Source organism: Methylotuvimicrobium sp. KM2 (assembly GCF_038051925.1).
Classification (GTDB): domain Bacteria; phylum Pseudomonadota; class Gammaproteobacteria; order Methylococcales; family Methylomonadaceae; genus Methylotuvimicrobium.
This window is the reverse complement of sequence record NZ_CP150634.1, coordinates 1,492,327-1,508,493: the sequence shown is the minus strand read 5'-3', so window position 1 is coordinate 1,508,493 and position 16,167 is coordinate 1,492,327. Positions and strand designations below refer to the sequence as shown.

The 16,167-nt window shown below is 44.6% G+C and carries 13 protein-coding genes; 11 read left to right on the top strand and 2 right to left on the bottom strand.

What is annotated here, in order from left to right:
- The first annotated feature begins 1 nt into the window (after position 1).
- The 11 genes from WJM45_RS06470 (at position 2) to WJM45_RS06420 (ending at position 12,522) form a co-directional block, all read left to right on the top strand.
- On the top strand, positions 2-940 hold the full coding sequence (locus WJM45_RS06470) for a glycosyltransferase (RefSeq protein WP_341328148.1): 939 nt from the start codon (positions 2-4) through the stop codon (positions 938-940).
- 199 nt (positions 941-1,139) lie between these two features.
- The gene (locus tag WJM45_RS06465; protein WP_341328147.1) at positions 1,140-2,345 is read left to right on the top strand and encodes a glycosyltransferase family 4 protein; all 1,206 of its coding nucleotides are present in this window, start codon (positions 1,140-1,142) and stop codon (positions 2,343-2,345) included.
- Positions 2,335-3,333, top strand: a complete 999-nt coding sequence (locus tag WJM45_RS06460) for a glycosyltransferase family 2 protein (RefSeq protein ID WP_341328146.1) — start codon at positions 2,335-2,337, stop codon at positions 3,331-3,333. Before WJM45_RS06465 ends, WJM45_RS06460 begins: the two co-directional genes overlap by 11 nt.
- A 19-nt stretch (positions 3,334-3,352) precedes the next feature.
- A complete protein-coding gene (locus WJM45_RS06455) occupies positions 3,353-5,404 on the top strand; it encodes a glycosyltransferase family A protein (RefSeq protein ID WP_341328145.1) in 2,052 nt (683 codons plus the stop codon).
- Positions 5,401-6,723: a glycosyltransferase family 4 protein gene (locus tag WJM45_RS06450; protein ID WP_341328144.1), complete on the top strand. Its 1,323-nt coding sequence runs from the start codon at positions 5,401-5,403 to the stop codon at positions 6,721-6,723. Before WJM45_RS06455 ends, WJM45_RS06450 begins: the two co-directional genes overlap by 4 nt.
- Positions 6,720-7,514, top strand: a complete 795-nt coding sequence (locus WJM45_RS06445) for a polysaccharide deacetylase family protein (RefSeq protein ID WP_341328143.1) — start codon at positions 6,720-6,722, stop codon at positions 7,512-7,514. Before WJM45_RS06450 ends, WJM45_RS06445 begins: the two co-directional genes overlap by 4 nt.
- Entirely contained in the window at positions 7,511-8,449 is a 939-nt protein-coding gene (locus WJM45_RS06440; RefSeq protein WP_341328142.1) for a glycosyltransferase, read from the top strand. The genes WJM45_RS06445 and WJM45_RS06440 overlap by 4 nt, the downstream gene beginning before the upstream one ends.
- Positions 8,446-9,393, top strand: a complete 948-nt coding sequence (locus WJM45_RS06435) for a glycosyltransferase (RefSeq protein WP_341328141.1) — start codon at positions 8,446-8,448, stop codon at positions 9,391-9,393. The genes WJM45_RS06440 and WJM45_RS06435 overlap by 4 nt, the downstream gene beginning before the upstream one ends.
- Positions 9,386-10,324, top strand: a complete 939-nt coding sequence (locus WJM45_RS06430) for a sulfotransferase (RefSeq protein ID WP_341328140.1) — start codon at positions 9,386-9,388, stop codon at positions 10,322-10,324. Before WJM45_RS06435 ends, WJM45_RS06430 begins: the two co-directional genes overlap by 8 nt.
- Positions 10,321-11,250, top strand: a complete 930-nt coding sequence (locus WJM45_RS06425) for a glycosyltransferase (protein WP_341328139.1) — start codon at positions 10,321-10,323, stop codon at positions 11,248-11,250. Before WJM45_RS06430 ends, WJM45_RS06425 begins: the two co-directional genes overlap by 4 nt.
- Before the next feature lie 6 nt (positions 11,251-11,256).
- Positions 11,257-12,522 (top strand): putative O-glycosylation ligase, exosortase A system-associated, encoded by a 1,266-nt coding sequence (locus WJM45_RS06420; RefSeq protein WP_341328138.1) that lies wholly within the window; start codon positions 11,257-11,259, stop codon positions 12,520-12,522.
- 447 nt (positions 12,523-12,969) lie between these two features.
- Here WJM45_RS06420 and WJM45_RS06415 read toward each other — a convergent pair whose 3' ends face one another.
- A complete protein-coding gene (locus WJM45_RS06415; RefSeq protein WP_341328137.1) occupies positions 12,970-13,887 on the bottom strand; it encodes a sulfotransferase in 918 nt (305 codons plus the stop codon).
- Positions 13,888-13,890: 3 nt separating this feature from the next.
- A complete protein-coding gene (locus WJM45_RS06410; RefSeq protein ID WP_341328136.1) occupies positions 13,891-15,933 on the bottom strand; it encodes a sulfatase-like hydrolase/transferase in 2,043 nt (680 codons plus the stop codon).
- Positions 15,934-16,167: the final 234 nt, after the last annotated feature.

The window sequence follows — 16,167 nt, the reverse complement described above, 5'->3', positions numbered from 1 at the left end:
TATGTTTATTACTATAGTCATATGCACTTTCAATCGTTCTAAAATTCTCTCCGAAACTTTAAAAAATTATTGTAGTTTAATAAAGTCTAGCGATGAAAATGTCGAATTACTTATCATTGATAATAATTCCAATGACAATACACGAAAGGTTTGCGAAGAATTCATTCAAACCTACCCAGAGGCACGTTACGTTTTCGAGCCCACTCCTGGTTTATCTCATGCTCGTAATACTGGCATAAAAGAAGCCCTCGGCGATATTATTGCTTTTGTCGACGACGACGTATTTTTTGACCCCAATTGGTTGATTGAAGTCATCAATATATTCGACCAATATCCTGAAGCATCCTGTATGGGTGGAAAATCTATCCCTACATTCGAAGGAGGGACACCGGAATGGGTCGATACCGAATTATTACGTTTTTATGGTTCAACCAATTCCGGCGAATCCATTAAGTGGATGATTTATCCGGAATACCCCTATGGTTTAAATATGGCGTTTAGACGAGACGTATTTACCAAGATTGGTGAGTTTAATATTTCGCTAGGCCGAAAAAAGAAAAATTTGCTTTCTAACGAAGAGAATGAAATTTTTTGGCGAGTTGATCAAGCGGGACTGAAGGTTATTTATAACCCAAAAGCAATTTTATATCACAGAATTCCAAAAGAACGAGCGACACAAGAGTGGATTCTATCTCGAAGTTATTGGCAAGGGATATCGGCTTTTGTTTTTGAACAAAAAATTCATTCAAAGTCAAAGTTAGAATTAATAGCTGAAGCTGTATCGCTATACAAAAATTTGTTTATCAAGTTATTCGGTTTAACATGGCAACCAAAAAAAATGTATTGGCATTACAAGGCAATAAAATTTACTGAAAAAAGAACAATTATGGTGCTTATGGGACGATCCAAGCAATTATTAATAGAAATCTTAAGTTTTTAGATTACAATCATGAAAGATGTATTCAACATCGCAAGCTATCCCGCAAGTGGCAATACCTACTTTCCTTTTGTCGAGCTAATTTCTACGACAGTTGGTGCCGTCCAGTATGGAGCTCGCACGCTTCGATACAAATTTCTATAACGGGATTCTACAAATTCCAAGCTATATACTTTAACTTTTAATTGAGTAACCGTAAAAGATGAATATCTTAGCCATTGCAAATCAATTACCAATGCCTGATCGCGCATCAGGCCACTTACGGTTTTTCTCCATACTTAAATGTTTAGCTAAGCACCATAATGTTACTCTGGCAGTCTATGCGTCGAGTTACCAACAAGAAGAACTGGGCATTGAAGCTTATAATGCTTACAAGCAGAATTTAGAGGGTTTATCGATAGCAGTTTCCTCTCAATGGATAGAAGCAGTTAGACAGTCACAGTTTGATATTATCTGGTTTGAATTTTATTTTGCAGCACAAAATTTTATTGATTTAGTCCGATATTATCAACCAAGCGCTCATGTCATTGTTGACTCGGTCGATGTTCACTATAACCGACTGGAAGCGAAAGCCAAGTTAACTCAAAACAAGGCTGATTTTGCTTTGGCTGCCCAAGTAAAAAGTGAGGAACTTTCTGTTTACCAAAAAGCTGATGTAGTCATTGCGGTTTCAATTAATGATAAAGAATTACTGATTTCGAACTGTCCTAAAACTGCCGTTGAGATTATTCCCAACATTCATGAGATTCCCGATCTTGACGAACGAATACCGAGCAATTCAATTCAGCTATTGTTTGTAGGCGGTTTCAATCACAAGCCGAATGTTGATGCTGTTTTGTTTTTTTGCAACGATGTCATGCCGTTGCTTCGTGAACATGGTGACCATATCCATTTAACTATCGTTGGAAGCTCTCCTCCTCCCGAAGTACTTGCACTCTCTGCTGCTGACATTACAGTAACAGGCTTCGTCCCATCCGTTGCGCCTTATTACCGTAATGCCGATATTGTTATAGCGCCGTTACGCTATGGCGGCGGCATGAAAGGGAAAGTTGGCGAAGCTTTTAGCTTTAGTAGACCCGTGATAACGACGGGTTTTGGTGCAGAAGGTTTTGCTATCGAGCCTAATCAACACTACTTGCTTGCCAATTCCCCAACGGAATTTGTCAATGCCATATTAGAACTCAGTCAGAACCCTGGCTTATATCAGACGATAGCTAAGAATGCTTGGAATTTTATTAAAGACAATTATTCTGAAACGGCTGCGGAGCGGACTATTAATACCTTTATAGGCAATATAAATACTGTCGAAATTAAAAGATTGAATTTATTCAAATACCTCTCGATCCGTATAAAAATATTACTTGATCGTCATCTACTTTGGCGTTTTAAAAACAACGATGCATCTTAATATCTATATCATTATCCTAAACTGGAACGGTAAAGAAGATACCCTGGAATGTCTCGCGTCCGTTCAGAAGATTAATTACCCCCATTATTCTGTTATTGTCGCCGATAATGGATCGACCGATGATTCTGTGGTTGCGATACGCGCAGCGTTCCCTGACGTTTTTTTATTGGAAAATGGTGAAAATTTGGGCTTTGCCGAAGGCAATAACCGTGCGATTCGTTATGCTTTAGACCATGGTGCCGATGCGGTATTGTTGTTAAATAATGATACGATTGTATCCCCTACTCTTTTAAATTCACTAGCTGATGCGTATCTAGAATTACCAGATGCAGGTATTATAGGTCCTGTTTGTTTATATTATGATAGACCTGAGATAATCTGGAGTGCGGGGGCAGAATGGGATAATAAATCGCTGAATTTCAATTATCTTTATCAAGGATATAACCTAAACGCTATTGAATCCCAAAGTCCTTATAAAGTCCAGTATGTAATTGGTTGCGCCATGTTCATTCATAAAAAAACGTTGTCGCAATGCCAGTTGATGAACCCTATATTCTTTTTAAATTTTGAAGAACTCGATTGGTGCGTCAATATCGCTGCTAAAGGTTTTTCCCATTATGTTATCCCTGAAGCACAAATTTGGCATAAAATTTCTTCTTCGTTTGGAGGCAAATTATCACCGTTAAAAAATTATTTTTTAACGAGAAATTTTCTATTGTGGGCAAGCTTTCATCAACCGAGTCTCATTCGAAGAATATTATTTAAAGCAATTTTGGAGTTTATACCTAGTTCAAACTTTTTGACATTAGAAACTTCAAAGCCTTTGAAAATGAGATATTGGGAATTTATTGAATGGCTAAATGCTTGCAGATCTAGGTTCAAAGATCCTTATTATAAAGCACAGTTTTATGGTATTTATCATTATTTTAAAAATCAGTTTAATGATTGCCCTATTAAAATAAAAAACAAAATAACAAATTCGTCTTGATTGAACCATCACAGTATTAATGCACAACCCTATAATCAGTGTAAACATTGCCGTATTTAATACGCGCCCTTATTTATCTGCAGCGCTAAACAGCATTCTCAATCAAACTTTTCAAGACTTTGAAATAATCGTTGTCGATGACGGCAGTTCAGACGGAAGTTGGGAAATTTTAGAGCGCTATGCGGCAAAGGATTCTCGTATCAAGCTTTTTCGGCAAAGTAACCAAGGTGTCGCGGCGGCGCGTAACCATGCGTTGAAAAATAGCTTAGGTCGCTACATTGCTGTGATGGATTCCGATGATATTGCTCTGCCGGAACGTTTAGCGTTACAAAAAACCTTTTTGGATGATCACCCTGACATTGACGCGGTAGGTTGTCAGTGGCTTATGATCAAGCCGAATGGCGATGAGGTCGGCATAGATACCCATCCTTGCGATCCATCTAGCGTCGATGAGCTGATGTATATTCATTATGCTTTGCATCATCCGACGACCATGATTCGAAAAAATGCCATGATGGATGTCAATGGCTACAACGAGGAAAAAGGACGACTTTGTGTCGACTACGATTTGTTCATGCGTATGCAGCTAAACGGAAGCAAGTTCAGCAACCTTCCTCAGATGCTGTTTAAATGGCGTCTCAATCCGAATGGTATCACGCAATCAAAAGCCCTACGTCAAACCGAGTTTGTTATTCGTATCCGCGATACCGCTTTTGCCGAATTACTGCAACACAATCCCAAACGTGCTCATGCGGTCGCTCGAGCGCTCTCTTTAAACTTTCCAATCGGCACTTGGCAGGATGTAAAAATCGAAAAGTTATTTCCCGATCAAGCCGAATCGCTGCTATTCAAAACCTGGAAAGCCTTACCGGCCGTATCGCCGAAAGAGCGTTTACAACGCGCGCTGGTTTTATGGCTACGAGACCCGACGGAACATTCAACCGATCTGCACGAGCAGTTGCTACAGCAGGCTATGCCGTGGTTGGCGTCTTTGGTTTACGCTTATCAAGGGTTGGACAAGCCGCTCGTTGCACCGTGTCTCGACTTGCCTAACATGAATGATAACGACAGTCCTCAAGTCACTTTGCTGTTGCCTTTCGAATCCGATTCGCAGGATTTTCTCGAGCGTCTGACGCAGGCGGTCGCTTTGCAAAAAGCTGCCGATTTTTCGATCGAGTTGGGGATTTTTTGCGCGGCGGCATCGGATTTCGACCGGTCTTTGCTGGAGCACTGTGCCGAGTTAACGGATTATTTCGTGATCGATCGTTCGTACGGTTGGGAACCTGCGCTCATCCGGGCGCGCGGGCGCTATTGCGTGTATTTGGAGGAATCTTTTCGCTTCGATCCGGCGCGTTTTTTGTCGGTGTTGTCGGCAACGCTCGCGCAACAAACCGATTGCGTGTATTTGATCGACGACCGCTTTTTTACCGAAGCGGTCGATGCCGAAGGTTTGCCGTTAGTAGATAACAGCCCGACGCCGCGCTGGACTCGGTCGACCTTGTTCGGCAAGGATCGCGTGCATTTGTCGGGTTTTGTGCATCGACGACCGCTATTGAACGGCTTTAGCGGTGATTTATCCGAGTGCGGCGTGATGGCCGGGCGTGTCTTGGCGCGCTTTTTGGCGACGCATTCGGCGTTTTCGATCGAAAGCGGCGCATTGCGTTATTTTATTCCCGCGTTGCGGCTACGCGACCGGTCGTTAAGCGTTTTTCAAACCCGCATTCTGGATTGGTATTACGACTTCGGCATGACCGGTTTGCCGGCGCCGTTTTTTTGGCCGTCACTGCCGAAACGTGAATTGACGTTGTTTGCCGAAACGTTGTCGGCGGCCTGGCAAAACAACCTTCTGGCGCTACATCCCGCCAATAGCGAAACCATCAAGCGCTTGTATTTGGATTATGCCGATTTTCCGTTGCGTTGGCCGTTGTTTCGTTATTTATTGTTGCATGATAAAAAAACGTTGCTTCACTCGTTGTGGTCGCGCAAAGCCTTTATCGCTTCGATCTGCGGTTTCGTGTATTGTAGCGCTATCGTGTTTCGTAACCGATTATTCGGTTTATTCCAATCATGAAAACCTTACACCTTTTTCATCATAGTAATCTGAAAAACGGCGTCGACAAAACCACCTGTACGTTGATCGTTGCCTTAAAAAAACTGGGCGTCGAGCCGATTGCCGTGGTGCCGGAGGCCGGCGAGGTGACGGACTATCTGGACGCGCAGGGGATTGTGTTTCGCATCATTCCCTATTCGTGTTGTTTGAGCCATGCGGAAAGAGCGCAGTTGCGTTTTTTGGCCGATTCGTATGACCGGCAAGAGGCTTTGTTGTCGTTTATCGCCGAGCAGTCGCCTGACTTGATACATATCAATACCGCTCATTTGCTGCATGCCGGCTTGGCGGCGGCGCAACTGCGAATCCCGACCGTTTGGCATATTCACAGTCCTTTCGATGAAGACCTCAAGCGTTATCGTCCTCTGATCGGCCAAGGCGGTTATATTTGGCTTCTGGAACGCTTGAGCAGTCATTTGCTGGGGGTTTCGGATGACGTCAAGCGCACGTTGGCCGAGTTTCTGCCCGTCGAGCGCATTACGACGCTTTACAACGGGATCGATATCGACGAGCTGACGCGGGCCGCGCAAAACGAGGATGGCGATCTACGCCAAGCATTAAATTGCCCAGCCGATGCGAAATTGATCTTGGGCGTCGGGCGTATTTCAGCACAAAAAGATTTTGCGGCTTTTGCGAGGGTGGCAGCTCGCGTAATCGAAACGCAACCGGATGCTTTTTTTATCATTGCCGGACCGCGCCAAGAGTCCGAGGCGGTCGATTTACTGGAACAGGAAATTACACGTTTACAACTTTCGGATCGGGTGTTGATGTTAGGCCCCCGGGGCGATGTTCCGAATTTATGCGCGCAAAGCGATGTGTTTTTGTCGACCGCGATCTTCGAAGGCCAAGGTATCGCCGCTCTCGAAGCGATGGCGTTCAAAAAGCCAGTAGTCGCGATGGCGTGTCAAGGACTGCGCGAGTGTATCCGACATGAACATGACGGCTTGTTGGTCGAACCGGGCGATGAAGCGGGTGCGGCCGATGCGATTGTGCGTGTTTTAGACAATCCCGAGTTTGCCGCCGAGTTGGGTAATAACGGTCGGCAATCGGTCGCCGCGCACTTTTCCAGCGACCAATACGCCCGGCAGTTTTTAGCGGTTGCCGAGTCGGCTATCGCATACGGCCCAGCCCGAATCACCGAACACGAGTTCGAGTTGCTGCAAGGTTTGTTGAAGCAAATTCATTATGCCCATACGCGTTTATCGGGTTTCGAACAACAAACCCTCATGCAGCGGTTGAAATTGTTGCTTTGGCAAGGGTTTCATCACTTTAAATCACGATGATCGATCCGTTATCTAAAAAACTGCTCGCCGGTGCCGGCCGAAACGGCCCGGTTTCTTTGATGTATCACTCGATTACGCCGGGCGCTTCCAGGCCGGCTTGGCAATGGGCCTTGAGCTTCCGGCGCTTTGAAGAACAATTGGCTTTGTTGCAGGATTTCGGTTGGACCACGATTTTAGCCGATGAACTGGCAACTATCGATGCGTTGCCGGCCAAGTCGGTGTTGTTGACGTTCGACGACGGTTACGCCGATAACTATGCGGCTTTCGAGGCGTTGGCCAAACGCGGGATGAAAGCGTCTTGGTATGTGGTCACTCAAGACTTGGGGCAAACGGCTTCTTGGCGCGATGACGACGCCCCGCGTTTGCCGCTGTTGACTCCAGCGCAATTGCTGGAAATGCAAGCGGCCGGGATGGAAATCGGTTCGCATACCCATTCCCATTGCCGTTTGACTCAAGCCGACCCTGAGCAAATCGAAGCAGAACTGACGCGGTCTCGTGCGATTTTATCGGATCTGCTCGATCGTCCGGTGTCCAGCTTCGCTTATCCCTACGGGCTTTATAATGAATCGGTAATGTCGACCGTGCAGGCGGCCGGTTATCGGGTCGCTTTGACGACACGTCCGGGGTTCGGTTTGGTCGACCATCATTTATTGGCCGTTCGGCGCGTTTCCATCATGGCCGATGATACGTTGTCGTCGTTCGCCCGAAAATTGGCTTTTGCCGACAATGACGTCAGTTGGTCTAAACTGGGCCGTTATGTCGGCGACCGTATCAAGGATCGTCTGAAATGAGCGCTTCTTCAAACTTCCCGCTGATCTCGATCGTGATGCCCTGCTTTAACGCCAAACGGCACCTGCGGCAGAGTATCGGTAGCGTCTTGGACCAAACCTATCCGCATTGGGAGTTGATCGTCATCGATGACGGATCGACCGATGACAGTCTCGGTCTTTTACATTCGCTGAATGATGAGCGCATAACGGTAATCGAACAAACGAATCAAGGCGTTTGCAAGACCCGTAATCGAGGCATAAAAGCCGCTAAGGGTGAGTGGATTGCGTTTCTCGATGCCGACGATACTTGGCATCCGGACTGCTTGTCTCTGCTTTATCGAGCCTTGTGCGATGATCCATCGGCGTCTTTGGCTTATTGCGGCTGGCAAAATGTTGGATTGCCGGGCGGCGCCGGTAAGCCTTTCGTTCCGCCGGATTATGAAACAGCCGACAAGTTGGAGTTGGTATTCACCAGTTGCCGCTGGCCGATACATGCGTGCTTAACGCGAAAAAGCGCGATTATCGAAGCCGGTTTATTCGATGAAAGTTTATTGACCGCCGAAGATTTTTTATTGTGGTTGAAAATTGCTTATAAAAACCGGTTGACGCGGGTTCCTGAAGTGTTGGCTCTTTATCATTTTCATGACGGCGGCCAGGCCTCCTCGAACAAGGCGCGGGCGGCGATTAATCATTGGCTGGCGCAAGAAAGGTTTCTTCAGCAAAATTCCGAGGTGCTATCTATACTAGGAGTTGAAAAAGTTAAGAGCGGTATGCACGGCGAGTTGCTGAATCGCGGTTTCGAATGCTATTGGCAACGCGATCTGGTCGGAGCTCGGGCTATTTTTAGAAAAGTCATGCTGCAAAGATACGGTTCTTTAAAAGACTGGGTTTATATGCTCCCTTCTCTTTTACCTCTTTTTCTGCATCGTTCACTTATTTCTCTATTTAGTCGATGACATCGGATAATTTTATAAAGAATCAAATCACTGTCGCTATCTGTACTTACAATGCGGCACACTATCTTGCTTCGCTATTAAGTGAATTGGTGTCGCTGGCTTGTTCGATTCCTTTTGAAATTTTGATTGTCGATAATAACAGCACGGATAATACTCAGAAATTAGTCGAGTGCTTCGCCAAAGGCAGCGCGATTCCTATTCGTTATGTCATGGAAACGGAACAAGGCATTGCTTATGCGCGAAACAGAGCCATCGAGGAGAGTTTATCCAGCCGATATTTAGCTTTTATCGATGCCGATGAATTACCAACGCCGGGTTGGCTTCAATCTGCGATCGATACATTCCAAGATAATCGAGTCGATTGCGTCGGCGGAAAAATATCGATCATTCTTCCTCATAGGCCAAAATGGTTGACTGACAACTTGCTGCCTTTCTATGGCGAGATCAATCATAGCGATCGGGCTTTTCAAATTGCCGACCGCTCGACGCCGATATGGAGCGGTAATATCGCCTATAACACGCGCATTTTTCAGGAAGGGTTACGCTTCGATACCCGTTATAACCGGAAAGGTAAAGGTGTTGGTGGTGGCGAAGATGCCGTCATGTTCCGGCACTTCATCGAACACGATTATTACTTACTCTACGAGCCAAATATGGAAATTCGGCATTTGATTCCCGATGAAAAAATCAAACGCCGCTATTTTTTAAAACTACACTTTTTTGCAGGAAAAAAAGCGGGGCTCTACGAAAAGCCACCTTCCGGCAAAAAAATAGCCGGAATTCCCGGGTACTTATTCAAACAATTAGTAACAAAATGTCTGCTTGTGTTACGACTCTATTTCACCCGTTCCCACGCCTATATGAGAGAAGCAATGAATTTGGCTTATCACATCGGTTTGATGACTGGTTTGTATCAATCCCAATCGAACAACTCTCATGAATAACGCCCCTATTTTCATCGTCGGAGCAGCACGGTCGGGCACAACACTATTGCAGTTTATGCTGAGATCACACCCGGACCTGTCGTTACCAACTGCCGAGTCGCATTTCTTTATTCCGTTTTACCAACGCCGCACCGAGTTTGACGACTTGACAGATATCGGCGCGGTGACTCGTTTACTCGAAGCAATTTATGATTCGCGTAAAATTTTTTTCGACGAGGACGTTCACGGCATTCGATTTAACGCGGAGACATTGGCGCAACGTTTTCATACTCGTCAGTTAACAACGATACCAGAAATCATCGCCGGCATATTCGAGGCAAATGCCGAAGCCGAAGGGAAACGCCGCTGGGGTGACAAGACCCCCTACTACATTCTGCATATGGAAACCCTGCTCGAAATGTTTCCGAATGCACAATTCGTCCACATCATTCGAGATGGTCGCGATTGCGCATTATCGATGCTGGAACGAAAATGGGATCTTGAAATTTTCAACACTTATCATGCTGCTTACACTTGGAACAAATACGTCAACGCCGGTAAGACCTTCGGTGAAAAATATCCGGATCGTTACCATGAAGTGTATTTTGAAAGTCTGTTGACCAAACCTGAACAAACAGTTGGCTCGCTTTGTCGTTTTTTAAATATCGAATTCAATGAACGCGTTATCGATTTCAAAAAAACGGACGGCTCTGGCAAAACTCCTCTGTTAGGCCAGTCGCTACAAAAATCCAACCAGGGGAAATGGCGAGAAAAAATGTCTTTTAGACAAATCCGCATCTTTGAGGCGCTCGCCGGTGAAACGCTTTCCGCGTGCGGTTATTCGCTCGTCAATAAAACTCCTCAAGTCAATTCGATAGACTGGTTTATAAACGAGTTGCACATTAAAGCTTGCCACGCTTATTGCCGCCGATTTTTAAAGAAAAAAAAATGAAGCTTTCTGTTGTTATCTGTACGCATAATCGAAGCGAACTGCTGCTAAAAACTATCGAGTCAATTAATGCTGCACTAATTCCCGATCAAGTTGATCTATCCATTCTCGTAATTCCCAATGCTTGTCGTGACGATACGCTCAATAAACTAACCGAATATCAGCGGAATCGACATTTAAACAAGCCACTATCTCTCGAATTTGTCGAAGAACTGGCTCCAGGTAAATCCAATGCGCTTAACAAAGCACTGGAGATAATACGAGACGGGTGGATTTGTTTTATTGATGACGATCACCGTGTCGACGCTAATTATTTTCCATCTGTCATTGCAGCTATTGAGAAATACCCCGGCACAAAGCTATTTTGCGGAAAAATAATCCCCGACTGGACAGGAAAAGAGCCCACTTGGGCTCATGAAACAGGCCAATTTAAAATCACACCTTATCCGGTGCCTTATTTTGATTTGGGAAATAAAGACTTACTGCTATCCGAAAAAAACTCGATTCCCGGCGGCGGTAATTTAATCGTTGCCCGTGAGGTATTTGATAAAGTGGGCAAGTTTTCTGTAGCCCTTGGCCCTAAAGGCCATGATTTAATGGGCAGCGAAGATAGCGACTTTGTGCTAAGAGCCTTACAGGCCGGTGAAACGCTTCGCTATACACCCGATATCATTCAATATCATTATGTGAATCCGGAACATTTTAAGCTCCGCTTTCTCATCAAGAAAAGTTTTCAAAGAAATCGATCTATTACCTTGATTCATCGACCCGATAAGATCAAAGTTCCGTTATATTTATGGACTAAATTGATTCAGTATTTGGTAGGCACTCTCTTCAGCTTTAATTTTAATAAATCGAGATTTTATTTGACCCGTTTTGCTGGTGTACTTGGTCAAATAGCCGGACACATTCAATCAAGACCCCTGTAATTATTCATGCGCGATACCGTCGTACTTATATTTCTGATCGTTTGCATTGGTGCCGCCATTAAGAAACCCTGGTGGGGCGTGCTATCGTTGGCCGTCTTTAGCTATCTAAATCCGCATGCTTATGCTTGGGGCTTTGTAAGAACGTTGCCTGTGTATTATGTTTTATTTTTGGTTGTTGCATTTCGCACGTTTACTACCAAAGATAAGCAATCAATTCCTAAAGACTGGCGCGTTATTTTCTTTGTATTATTGTGGTTCTACTTTGCTTTTACTAGCACTCAGGCATACAGCCCTTTAGTTTGGAGCGAATTTTGGAATGTCACAAAAATTTATTTGCCTTTTATTTTTACGTTAGTTTTGATCAATACTAAGGAAAAACTATATTATCTTATCGTTACGATTGGCATCTCTATCGGCATTGTTGCAGTAAAAGGGGGGATATTTGCAATACTAACAGGATTCGGCCACAGAGTTTACGGCCCGCCTCAAACTCAATTTTACGATAACAACCAATTTGCAGTTGCCATGTTAATAGTTATTCCTTTGCTATTACTTTGGCGAAAGAAATCTTCACATTTTCTAATTAAAAAAGGCGTATTTTTTTCGATACCGATTATTTATCTTGCCGCACTATCTTCATGGTCCCGCGGTGCTTTGCTGACAATGACCGTATTAACACTAATGCTAATTTGGAAAAGCAAATATAAATCTCTTAGCATCCCTGTAGTCGTGTTTGGCGTTTTTTTAACTTTACCTTTTCTCCCTGAAGAATGGTTTGCTCGTATGCATACTATCGGTACTTACGAAGAAGACGCGTCCGCGATGGGGCGAATAGAAGTTTGGATAGACGGTTGGAATCATACTCTTCGACACCCCTTTACCGGTGGCGGATTCGGAACATGGATGTATATTACAAAACGGGATTTTCACAGTTCTTACATACGGATGTTCTCCGAACACGGCTTTATCGCCTTCGGTATTTGGTTATCTATGATCTTAGGTACTGTTTGGAATCTAACTTTTTTACCTAAAAAAACCAAGAAGTTTGAAGGTATGGAATGGGTAACCGATTATTGCTTTGCGTTAAAAGCTTCATTGATTTGTTATATGGTAGGTACTGCCTTTTTAGGGCTATGTTATTGGGACTTGCTTTATCATTTGATTTTTCTTTCCGTTCTTGTAAAGAAATTCGCTTTAGAGGAAATGGCCGCAAAAACTCCAAGCGATTATCGCAGAAGATCATTATCACCTCACGCATATAGTTCTTCTTAAAGAAATTAAAGGTTTCTCATTCCTTGATAGAAAAAAACTAAAGCTGAGTTACCATCTATAAATTCAATATCCGACCTGATTAGCAGTGAGTATTCAGTCCCCCGGCCATTCTCGTTCCCACGCTCTGCGTGGGAATGCCTGAGTACCGCTCCAGCGGTACGAGACGCTAGAGCGTCTCGGGCTGCATTCCCACGCTGGAGCGAGGGAACGATAGGGGGGGATGTGAATAATTACGATTAGCAAGATGCTTCAGCTTGCTGAAGCCAATTGTCCGAGCAGTGGCCAGTCGTAGCCACTTCTGCGGGACGGGTTATTTAACCCGTCCCCAACGTTTCGGTTTGCCCTAAACATTTCGGCTAACTTCGGCCAACGTCAAAACGTTTAGGACGGGGTTGCAAACCCCCTCCTGCTAGGGAAAAAACTAAAGCTGAGTTACCATCTATAAATTCAATATCCGATAGTCGCACTCAAACCCGAAACCGATTCCAGCACTCGTTCGATTCTTTCCCGGTTGACGCTGTTCTTCCATTTTTCGACGCCAATTTCGGAAAATGTATTATATGGCTTGTTTAAAACCGAGCGGCAATGGTTTTGCATGGCTTGGTCGAAAGGCACCGAACACCCGTCAAAAAGCCGCTTAAACTCCTCGACCGGATCGGCAATCAATGTTTCGTAGCTGACCTCATGCCATTGCTCGACCGGAATCGTCTTTTTGGCGGAAAGAATCGCTTCGTTCATCGTTTTGTATTGAAACGCGCAGACTTCTTCTATAGTCGATCGGGTCAATTGTCGCCAACTCTCGGCCAGGAAAAAACACCAGCGATTGTATTTGCCGTTATCGATGGCGATTTCTTCAGGCAATTCATCTGCCCAAGTCCCAAACTCATCGGCTTTATTCCAACCGTTGATCAACGAATCGATGTTATCGCCCGGGTTGCGCTTGATATACACGAAATGCGCATCGGGAAATAATCGGTATAAATAAGGCACCGAAAGCCCGTTTTGATTGTTTTTATCGACGATACGCCGTTTTCCGGTTTGCGTGTAGAAAAAACGCGTTACGATTTCGCGGTCTTTATCGTTAGCCGATTCTGGCTCGATTTCGTGCGAATCCCAATTTCGTTCCGACAAAGGATGCAATTGCACCCAAAAGTCGTGCGTTTCTTTTTGCAAACTACCCAAATACTTCGATTCGGAAAAGGTTTTATAGACTAAGGTGGTCCCTGCCCTACTACAACCGATAACGAATATCGGTTGCTTTAACTGTATGCCAAGTACGGGGTAAATGATGCTCCGAAATTTTATTGCGCTATTTTTTTTATAGTGCTTCAGCGTTTTAGTTATTTTTTCAGATAATTTATTCATATATTAATGTTGATGTATGAATGATTGTACACTCGGAAATTTCGTCCGCTGCCGATATTCAAATTCATGCCATTTTAAATTTTCCCATTCGCGAATGATATTGGTCATGCGCTCTTTTTGCTGAGGGTCTTTCAGCCAGTCTTGATAGGGCTTCCATTGCTTTAATTCGCTCAAGAATGCTTGTTCCGTTCGAAAATCGAACACGATCCGGTCTCCGCCGTATTTGACATGTCCAATCAACGAAGGAAGTTTTAAATTGCCGACTAGTTGGAAGACCGTTTTTTCTTGATCGAGCCATTGGTTCGGTAATCCGAATGCCGAGCGGATCGCCATTTCGGCGGTATCGATTTGTCCTATCGCTTCTTGGATTTCTATTTTGGGATCGTTGAATATGAGCGGTATATGCGTTTGTGCGTGGTTGATCGCATGCCCGTGTCCGATAAACCCGTCTTCGAATAAAGATTCGCCGTGATCGCCTAATATAACCAATGTGGTTTGGTCGTAGAGATTTTTGCTCTTAAGCATCTCGACCACCTGCCCGACCGCCCAGTCGGCATTGGCGATGGCATTCCAATAGGTTTCGGCGACTCTTTCGCGATTTTCCGCTCGAATTTCCGACCGTGGAATGAAATCATCGATTAGGATTTTCTGCATGTTCGGATGCGAATACGGAAAATGCGCGGCCTGAAAATTCAAATAAATAAATTGCGATTGATTGAAATCCAGTTCGGTAAATCGCTGTTGAAACTGTTCGACGACGCGTTCTTCGCTGAGTCGTAAACTGCCCGAGTCTTTACTCGGAAAGACTCGGTCGTCTATCGCGGTTCGCGCGTCGAAATAATAATTTCCTGTTTTATTCATGCCGGTGAAGGTAGCCACATCGCCGAACGATTCGTCTTGTCCGGAAATAATCGAAATGCCGTAGCCGGAATCTTTTAGAAAATCAAGCAGTTTGATTCGATGATCGTGATGAATCAATTCACGGTTGAATATTGCCATCAGCGAGGTCGTGGTATAGCCGGTATGGCTGTAGGCATAATCGACTGAAGTTCCGGCACGAGCAACTTCGCGCATTACCGGCGCGACATAACGCCCGTTGATGCGCTGCTCGAGCAAATCGAATCGCGCGGTTTCCAGGACGATCAGGATAATATGTTTTCCGGGGCGAGGCTTGATGTTGCGTAATGGGTCGGGCGTCAACGGTATTAGCTGCGCATCGCCCATGATGCCGTCTTCGTCGATTCGATTACCGGGTATATCCAACGCACCGGGATAGATGCGTTTATCGAATGGCGCCGTGTCTTTCGGATAGCCGAACAGTCCGTAACCGTCCCGGTCGAAATCGGTCAGCCAATCGAGTCCGCTCGTGATCAGGTTGTAGGAAGTTTTTTTAGAGAGCCCGTATCGCCAATAGTCGCTGTCCGACACCGCATAGGTTAAAAGTGGAGTGATCAGTATCATGATCGTCAACGTCCATTTTAAACCATGCGACTCTGTGAGTTCGTTATGATAGTCGCGAACGTATTGATGATTCTTTACAAACCGGGCGATTAAGATGAACAGTACAATCAACCCGGCCATCGTGCCGGCAAACAATACGATTTCGTTTGCCGCATAAAGCAAACCGTCACGCAGACTCCCGCCACCCAAATTGGCGATGATTTGATAATTGATCGTATCGTTGAAATAGGACAGGATTTTGAATTTAAGCCCCAACCAAGTCCCCATACCCAACAATATCATCACGGTAAAGCTGTAGTAAATCAGAATTCCGGATTTATTGAGCCGGTCGGCGATATAAAACCAAGCGACACCGATCAAACCGAACAGAATGAAGTCGTACCATAAAGTCAACAGAATAAAGCCAAGCCTTTCGAACAGTGTGAGATAAGCATAAGGCTGCAAGAAACCGCCGATAAAGATGTCGTATTTGACTTGTAGTAAGGCCAATTCGAACAGTTGTATAATCGCCACGACAGTAATGACCGAAACCAAACGCCAATGACGCCAGACAAGCTTTTCTAACGATATGGGGAATTTAGGCACGAAATTTATTTAGAATGGATTTGGTGATTTTCAATTTTCTAATTTTTAGCGATCGATCATTCATCATTTACCGCCAAGTTTTAGTCTAATTTCTTTTTTAAATGCGGCATCACTCTTTACACGATAAAAAGTTAAAATTTCAAACCACCCTGACTCTATGAATTCAGCTGAGAGTGTTTTCACTGAATGTTTGACTGTGAGCTGTAAAGAATCTGACAGAAATATATTTCAACC